Genomic DNA, 262 nt, shown 5'->3' with positions numbered 1-262 from the left:
GAGCTATTGGCGAGAGTTGAGACGGTGCTCAGACGTTATAATAAAAACGTCAAATTTCTGGAACTTTATGATATTACAATTGACACTTTCTCCAGAATCGTAAAAAAGAATGGTGTAATCATAAATCTTACGAATAAAGAATATGATCTTTTGCTTTTGTTTGTGCAGAACAAAAATATAGCATTATTTAGAGACCGAATTTATGAAAGAATCTGGGGAGATGAAGAAATGGGAAGTAGTAGGACCGTCGACTTGCATATAC

General features: G+C 34.4%; 1 protein-coding gene. It reads left to right on the top strand.

Annotated elements, in window-relative coordinates; translation table 11 throughout:
- Nucleotides 1-262 (top strand): response regulator transcription factor (locus tag RTK36_RS15720; protein ID WP_312048171.1); only part of this gene is annotated, 262 nt, incomplete at both ends.

Source organism: Anaerotignum sp., from assembly GCF_031981185.1.
Taxonomy (GTDB): domain Bacteria; phylum Bacillota; class Clostridia; order Lachnospirales; family Anaerotignaceae; genus Chakrabartyella.
Note: the sequence above shows the minus strand (reverse complement) of the source record. Positions and strands in the feature narration are given on the sequence as shown.